Origin of the sequence: Citrobacter sp. wls718 (genome assembly GCF_005280945.1) — a bacterium.
GTDB lineage: Bacteria > Pseudomonadota > Gammaproteobacteria > Enterobacterales > Enterobacteriaceae > Citrobacter > Citrobacter gillenii.
Genome location: NZ_SZWV01000069.1, coordinates 50660 through 58643, shown reverse-complemented (window position 1 = coordinate 58643; position 7984 = coordinate 50660). Strand labels below are relative to the sequence as shown.

The 7984-nt window shown below is 55.6% G+C and carries 5 protein-coding genes and 1 pseudogene; 1 reads left to right on the top strand and 5 read right to left on the bottom strand.

Translation table 11 applies throughout. The annotated features are described in order from the left end of the window. The 5 genes and pseudogenes from FDW95_RS14180 to nrfA all read right to left on the bottom strand — a co-directional run. Window positions 1-1761: pseudogene (locus FDW95_RS14180) on the bottom strand (heme lyase CcmF/NrfE family subunit); the annotation flags it as partial. 13 nt (window positions 1762-1774) lie between these two features. Then, the gene (nrfD, locus tag FDW95_RS14175; RefSeq protein ID WP_096758687.1) at window positions 1775-2731 is read right to left on the bottom strand and encodes a cytochrome c nitrite reductase subunit NrfD; all 957 of its coding nucleotides are present in this window, start codon (window positions 2729-2731) and stop codon (window positions 1775-1777) included. Next, window positions 2728-3399, bottom strand: a complete 672-nt coding sequence (nrfC, locus tag FDW95_RS14170) for a cytochrome c nitrite reductase Fe-S protein (protein ID WP_115259688.1) — start codon at window positions 3397-3399, stop codon at window positions 2728-2730. The genes nrfD and nrfC overlap by 4 nt, the downstream gene beginning before the upstream one ends. Then, window positions 3396-3962 carry a cytochrome c nitrite reductase pentaheme subunit gene (gene nrfB, locus FDW95_RS14165; protein WP_115259689.1) on the bottom strand — a complete coding sequence of 189 codons (567 nt, stop codon included), beginning with the start codon at window positions 3960-3962 and terminating at the stop codon, window positions 3396-3398. The genes nrfC and nrfB overlap by 4 nt, the downstream gene beginning before the upstream one ends. 44 nt (window positions 3963-4006) lie before the next feature. Then, window positions 4007-5443, bottom strand: coding sequence for an ammonia-forming nitrite reductase cytochrome c552 subunit (gene nrfA, locus FDW95_RS14160; RefSeq protein WP_096758690.1), 1437 nt, complete (start codon window positions 5441-5443; stop codon window positions 4007-4009). Window positions 5444-5879: 436 nt separating this feature from the next. On the opposite strand from nrfA, the gene acs reads away from it, so the two are divergent. Next, window positions 5880-7838 carry an acetate--CoA ligase gene (acs, locus tag FDW95_RS14150; protein ID WP_115259691.1) on the top strand — a complete coding sequence of 653 codons (1959 nt, stop codon included), beginning with the start codon at window positions 5880-5882 and terminating at the stop codon, window positions 7836-7838. The last annotated feature ends 146 nt before the right edge of the window (window positions 7839-7984 follow it).

The window sequence follows — 7984 nt, the reverse complement described above, 5'->3', positions numbered from 1 at the left end:
TTTACGCCGCCATCCGGCAACGCTGTGATTAATTTACGCATCGCGCTTTCTCCCCCGCCAGCCGCTGAGCAGCGCGCCGAATACCATCAGCAGCCCTCCGCCCCAAATCCAACGCACACCACTTTGCACGTACAAGCGCATGGCATAGCGCTCCGGTCCGGTTTTTTCGCCGATCACCGCGTACCAGTCGTGCAGCAGGTTCCAACGGATACCCGGCTCCATCATTTGCTGGCGACGCGCGGAATAGAAGCGTCTTTCGGGCTGCAGGCTGCCGATGCGTTTCTCATCCTGCCAGAGCGTAATCAGCGCCTTTTCACTGGTGTAGTTTCCTTTTGCTTCCAGAGAGAGGTGCTCAAAGCGGAAAACATAGCCTGCCAGTTCAACCTGCTGCCCAGGACTCAGATTCAGGCTCACTTCCTGGCGGCTCCCGCTGGAGAACACGATCCCTGCAGCAAAAACCAGCACGCCAGCATGTGCCAGCAGCGCCGGAAGCTGGCTTCGCAGCGGCACCTTCCGGCTTCTGATCGTCGCTATCACGATGACCACTAGCATCAGCAGGCCAAACGGCAGCGTTGCACGGTTGAAGTAAGGCGCGCCAACGGAGAGTCGTCCCCAACCAAACAGGCCGTAAATCATCGGATACAGCGTGCCAATTAGCACGATAAGCAGCACCGCGCAAAACAGCAGCAGCGCGACCAGAATCATCATCTCACGCGACCAGCCGCCAAAACGTACCGTGTGACCGACGTCCCGCGCCCGCCAGGCATACAGACCGAGCGATGCCAGGCTTAACACGGTAAACAGCGCAAACAGCGGCGCAGCGCGGACGTTGTCCAGCGCAAAGGCATGAACAGAAACCAGTATGCCGGAACGCACAATCAGCGTGCCCAACAGCGATAAAATCAGCGTGACAATCGCCAGCAGCAGCGACCAGTGCGGGAAACCTCCACGCTGCCGTGAGACATACAGGCTATGCAGTAACGCACTGGCGGAAAGCCAGGGTAATAAGGAAGCGTTTTCTACCGGGTCCCAGAACCACCAGCCGCCCCAGCCCAGTTCACAATAAGCCCACCAGGAACCAAGGATGATCCCAAGCGTCAGGGCGCACCAGCCGGGCAGCGCCCAGCGCCAGCACACCCAGGCAGTCCGTGCGTTAAAGCCGCCGCGCAGCAGCGAAGCCAGCGCCACGCCGGCCGCCACCATCAGCCCACCGTAGCCCAGATACAGCAGTGGTGGGTGCAGAATCAGCCCCAGGTGTTGCAGCATCGGGTTCAGGTCGCGCCCTTCAATTGCCGGCGGGAAGATGCGTACGAACGGATCGGACCACACCACCACGAACAGCAGCAATGACGCGGTCATCATTGACAGGACGCAGAGGGTTAACGGAAATAGCGCGTCCGGCTCACGCCTGGAGCGCCAGGCGAACAGTGCGCTCCAGGCTGAAAGAAACAGCACCCACAGTAACAGCGATCCTTCATGACCACCCCACACCGCCGCCAGCTTTAATCCCCACGGCAGCAGGCTATAGCTGTGCTGAGCTACGTAAACAACGGAGAAATCACTGGTCAGGAAACAGAACACCAGAATGGCAAAGGCCAGCAACAGCAGCGCAAACTGCGTCCACACGCCCACGCAGGCCAGACGCATAACGCCCTGCCAGCGCTGACGTACGCCCGTCAGCACGGCAAGCGGGGTCAACACGTTGACCCCGAGACTTAACAACAATGCCAGAAAACCGGCTTCAGGAAGGAGTACGTCCAGAAATCACCTTGCCCTACGCAACCGTCAGTTGCCCTGCATACAGAATGAAAAAGCGCAGCAGCAGCACGCCGGTCAGGCTGGCACCACACACTGCCAGCACACCGTGAAACGTCGGGCTGCGATTCGCCCACGGTTTCAGCAGCATCGGCAGGATCAGCCCCAACCCGGCCACGCCCAGCCAGAACCACCAGGTCCAGAAACCACCGCCCAACGCCGCAACCAGCGCGCGCATTTTGCCGTCATCGCCCAGCGCCAGCCCGATAAAGAACGCCGCCAGCAGGAAGATTTCCAGCCACACTACCGGGGTTTCCATGCGGTGTACAAAATGCGCCTCGGTGGTGTGCGGGTTACCGCGATGGCGCAATGCCATGGCGATCAGCGCCACCGCCGCACCGGACGAGATCCCGGAAAACAGGAACAGCACTGGCAAGATCGGGTTATTCAGGAACGGATAGGATTTCAGCGCCGACAGCAAGAACCCGGTGTAGGCCCCGAGCAGCACCGCCAGCACCAGCATCACTGTTTCCAGCAGACGATGGAACGGCGCGATCAGCGCCAGCAGTTTTGGCACGATCGTCAGACGAGGCACGAAGCGCTGTTGCAGGGCAATAACCTCTTTATCAAAGATTTTTGCCAGCCACAGCACCAGCACTACCATATACAACTGGAATAGCATGACCCCCATCGACATCACCGAGGTGAAGCTGTAGTGGAACATCAGTTTCCAGAAGGTCCATGGACGCGTCAGGTGCAAGACCAGGATCAGCAGGCCGAGAATAATCGCTCCCGGCCCGAGTACCAGCGTGGTACGCAGTAACGTACTGTCTGAACCGCCCGCTTCCGGATGCAGCCGTCGAAGCAATACCGACAGCGTCACCAGTCCGGCGGAAATACCGATCAGGAACAGATAGATGGCGATGGGCCAGTCCCACACCAGTGATTCAAAATGGAATGCAGAAGCGGGTGTCATTGGCTCACCTCCCCGTATTTAAAGGGAACGCGGTAGACCTTCGGTTTGGTGCCTAACGCCAGCTTGTAACGGTAGGTATTTTTCTGGTGTAACAGACGAGAGACCTCGCTGTTGGGATCGTCCAGATTACCAAACGTCAGCGCTTTCGTCGGACATGACTCAACGCAAGCAGGCTGCTTGCCCGCTTTCAGGTTGGTTTTACGGCAGAAGTCGCACTTATCTGCCGTCTTGTTGACCGGATGAATAAAGCGCACGCGATACGGGCAGGCGGCGATGCAATACTGGCAACCGACGCACAGATCCGGGTTCACATCCACAATGCCGGTGGCAGCATCGCGATACGATGCCCCCGTCGGGCAGACGTCAACACAGGGGGCGTGATCGCAGTGCTGGCACGAATGGCGGAAGAAGCGGTACTTCACATCAGGAAACGTCCCCAGCGGCTCGCTGCGAATAATCGTCAGACGCGATACGCCTTCCGGCACGCTGTTCACTTCCCGACAGGCATCCATGCAGGCGGTACAGCCGATGCATAATGACTCATCATGTATCATGCCGTAACGCACGCCGTTAATGTTTAACGTCTTCGCCACGACGCGTCCCGCCGTCCCGCTAACAGCCACCAGCGCGCCGACGCCGGTGATAAACTGGCGACGAGAGCAACTCATGGATGCTCCTTAAGCAAGGGAATCGACGCCGGATTAAAGTTTGGATTGTTACGCTGATCGCTGTGGCAATCGACGCAAATCTTAATCCGTCCTTTATCGCTTAGCGTCTGCATCGTGTCTTGCTTCGGATGCAGTGAGTGACAGCTGGCACACGCTACTTTCGTCACGTGGACATCGTGCGGCCAGAACGCTTTTTGCAACTGCTCAGGCAGGTGACAGGACATACAGACGCTGTTCTGCTGCTCCACGTTGTACATCGACTCATTAAAGCGCATCACATCCTTCACCCCTTCGCGGTGATTGGGTGACGGCTGGCCGTGACAGTTGGTGCAGGTAACCGGCAGTTTATTATTTGGGTTGATGACTTCGGCATGTTTACCATGCATGCCTTCGGTGTCCGGCTTGTGACAATCCAGACAGGCGGCATCCGGATTACGCTGTTGGGTGACCGTAAAGCGTTGATCTGAGTCCTGTGGCGTGGGGGTCGCGGCATTCCCGCACAGGCTCCAGAACAGGCCTGACGCCAGCACCCCAGCAGTTAATAACGAACGTAATACGCTCATATTCACTCCGTTGAGTTATCCGCCCCTTGCGAGGCGGAAAGGGGTTATTGGCTTAACAGACCGTTTTTACGCGCCTGGTCTTCCCACTGCGGAATCACCGTTTTGATGAAGTCCTGCTTCTCAGCATTGATTTGCTGCATGTTCAAACCGATCGCCTTCTGGGCTTTCTCTTTCGTCGAGATATCCGGCAGCGGAATTTCATGGGTGATGCCTTTGGTCGCCAGCAGACGGACCAGTTTGGTACGGGCATCGGCCGCTTTATCCATCGCGCTACCCAACATACGCAGACCTTCTTCCGGCGCGTGCATGTGAATCCCGTGCGAGGCGATAGACAGATCCCAGCGCCATTGCGCATGGCGAATATCTTCCAGAATCGGCTTCATTTCAGCTTCCGTTGCGCCCGCATCCCATGCAGCTTTCGCTTCGAAGTGGGCATGAACCAGCTGATCTTCAACCTTGATTTTCAGGTCATGAATCGCTTGTTTACGCTCGGCAACCACTTTTTGCAGGGACGCTTTGTCCTGGGTGTGGCAGTTGGCGCAGGTCTGAGGGAAGTTATCGAACGGGTTACCAATTTTATGGTCGGTGTAGATCTTGCCTTCAGCGTTTTGCACTTTGGGCATATGACAGTCGATGCAGGTCACATTGTTCTTGCCGTGAATGCCCGCAGTCCAGGTTTCATATTCCGGGTGCTGCGCTTTCAGCATCGGCGTTTTAGACAGGGAGTTGGTCCAGTCGGAGAACGCAATGGCGTCGTAGTATTTCTCCATGTTCTCAACTTTCATCCCCTCGTCCCACGGGAACTTAACGGCTTTGTTTTTACCGTCGAAGTAGTACTCCACGTGACACTGGCCGCAGACCATGGACTGCTGGTCAAAGCGACCGGCTTTATCAAACGGTTTGCCGATGCTTTCCATCGCGCGTTCTGCATAAGGGCGGGACAACGTCAGCTCGGGCTTCCCTTTGGCGAAATCTGCCGAGGCGGTGTTATGGCAATCCGCACAGCCTAAATTGTTAACAATTTCCGGGCCGCCGCGCGCCCATTTACCGTGGAAATAACCGTCTTCGCCGTCTTTCTGGATCAGGCGCGCCACGTCAGGGCTTTTACAGCTCCAGCAGGCCATCGGCAGCGGACCATCTTCTGCAGTTTTTGGCGCGCCGGTACGTAATGTTTCACGGACATCGGTCACCGCGTAAGCATGCCCACGCGGTTTGTTGTAATCACGCGAGAAAGGATATCCCGCCCACAGAATCACCAGTCGAGGATCCTCTGCCAGCGCATCTTCACGTGCGGACTGCTCCGACGTGGCTTTCCATGAGAGGTATTGATCGGGATGCTGAGGGGCGAAGGTTTCATTCTTCGCTTCAACGGTGACGGTTTTTGCGGGTACTGGGGTTTGTTCAGCGTGAACGGCAGAGATAAATAAAAACGGTAATATCAGGCTGAAGAAACGGAGTACGGGTGATTTTGTCCTTGCCATAGGGGGGTCTCATCCAGATGACGCCATTGTCTGCAATGGCGATTCTTTTATTGTTTTCCATAACAGCAACCACACGTATACTGTCATGACATTGCTCCACCCTCTTTTTATCAAAAAACCACACTTAGAATGTTGTTTTTAATCAATTGTAAGTGCATGTAAAATACCACTTTAGAGTTAGTAAACCCCTCCAACCTCTCACTCTTTGGTCTATTCCCAACACCGATCACCTTTTTCAAACTTCTTCATATAACTGCATGTTATCGCGAGATTTAATCAATTTTTGCTAGTTCTCTTCAAAAATCAGTTTGCCGCTAATTTGCACAATTCGCTTATTGCGTGATCTGCCGCTCAAATCCCAAACAAAACTCCAAATGCCCCTACATTTAACGTTTATGAGATATATTATTAACATCCTACAAGGAGAACAAAAGCCATGAGCCAAATACATAAACACGCTATTCCCGCAAATATTGCGGATCGTTGCCTGATAAACCCGGAGCAGTACGACGCGAAATACCAACAATCTATTACCGACCCCGACACATTTTGGGGCGAGCAGGGAAAAATTCTCGATTGGATGCAACCTTATAGCCTGGTAAAGAACACCTCTTTTGCACCCGGCAATGTGTCCATTAAATGGTACGAAGACGGCACGCTGAATCTGGCAGCGAACTGCCTTGACCGTCATCTACAGGAAAACGGCGATCGCACCGCCATCATCTGGGAAGGCGATGACGCAACCCAAAGTAAACATATTACCTATCGCGAACTGCATCGCGACGTTTGCCGTTTTGCCAATACATTGCTGGATTTAGGCATTAAAAAAGGCGATGTGGTGGCGATCTATATGCCAATGGTCCCGGAAGCTGCGGTGGCGATGCTGGCCTGCGCCCGTATTGGTGCGGTGCATTCGGTGATCTTTGGCGGGTTCTCGCCGGAAGCCGTTGCCGGACGTATCATCGACTCAAACTCGCGCCTGGTGATCACCGCCGATGAAGGTGTGCGTGCTGGACGCGGCATCCCGCTGAAAAAGAACGTGGATGATGCGCTGAAAAACCCGAACGTGAAGACCGTTGAGCACGTGGTGGTCCTCAAACGTACCGGCGGAAAAACAGACTGGCAGGAAGGCCGCGACCTGTGGTGGTCCGACCTTATTGAGAAAGCGAGCCCTGAGCATCAACCGGAAGAGATGAACGCGGAAGATCCGCTGTTTATTCTGTATACCTCCGGTTCAACCGGTAAGCCAAAAGGCGTGCTGCACACCACCGGCGGGTATCTGGTTTATGCGGCGACCACCTTCAAATACGTGTTTGATTATCATCAGGGCGATATCTACTGGTGTACCGCTGACGTCGGCTGGGTAACCGGGCACAGCTATTTGCTGTACGGCCCGCTGGCCTGCGGCGCTACCACGCTGATGTTCGAAGGCGTACCCAACTGGCCAACGCCTGCGCGTATGTCGCAGGTCGTGGATAAGCATCAGGTCAATATTCTCTATACCGCACCCACCGCGATCCGTGCCCTGATGGCAGAAGGCGATAAAGCGATTGAAGGCACCGATCGTTCGTCACTGCGTATTCTGGGCTCTGTCGGCGAGCCGATTAACCCGGAAGCCTGGGAATGGTACTGGAAGAAGATTGGCAACGAAAAATGCCCGGTCGTCGATACCTGGTGGCAGACCGAAACCGGCGGTTTCATGATCACCCCGCTGCCGGGCGCTACCGAACTGAAAGCCGGTTCGGCAACACGTCCGTTCTTCGGCGTGCAGCCGGCGATTGTCGATAACGAAGGCAACCCGCTGGAAGGCGCGACCGAAGGCAACCTGGTGATCACCGATTCCTGGCCAGGTCAGGCGAGAACCCTGTTTGGCGATCACGATCGTTTTGAGCAGACCTACTTCTCCACCTTCAAGAATATGTACTTCAGCGGCGACGGCGCGCGTCGTGACGAAGACGGCTACTACTGGATAACAGGACGCGTGGACGACGTGCTGAACGTTTCCGGCCACCGTCTGGGGACGGCAGAAATCGAGTCGGCGCTGGTGTCGCATCCGAAGATTGCCGAAGCCGCGGTAGTGGGTATTCCGCATAATATTAAAGGCCAGGCCATCTACGCCTACGTCACGCTGAACCACGGCGAAGAACCGACGCCTGAGCTGTACGCTGAAGTACGCAACTGGGTGCGTAAAGAAATTGGCCCGCTGGCAACGCCAGACGTGCTGCACTGGACCGACTCACTGCCAAAAACCCGCTCCGGCAAAATTATGCGCCGTATTCTGCGCAAAATTGCGGCGGGCGATACCAGCAATCTGGGCGATACCTCGACCCTCGCCGATCCTGGCGTGGTAGAGAAACTGCTCGAAGAGAAGCAGGCTATCGCGATGCCATCATAACCCTAACCGTGAAATGCCCGATGGCGCGCTGCTTATCGGGCCTACAGGTTCAGCATCCCTTGTAGGCCGGATAAGGCGTTAGCCGCCATCCGGCAAAATAAAAAATCCCCCTACCCTCTCTTCATCGGGAGGGAAATTATAAAACC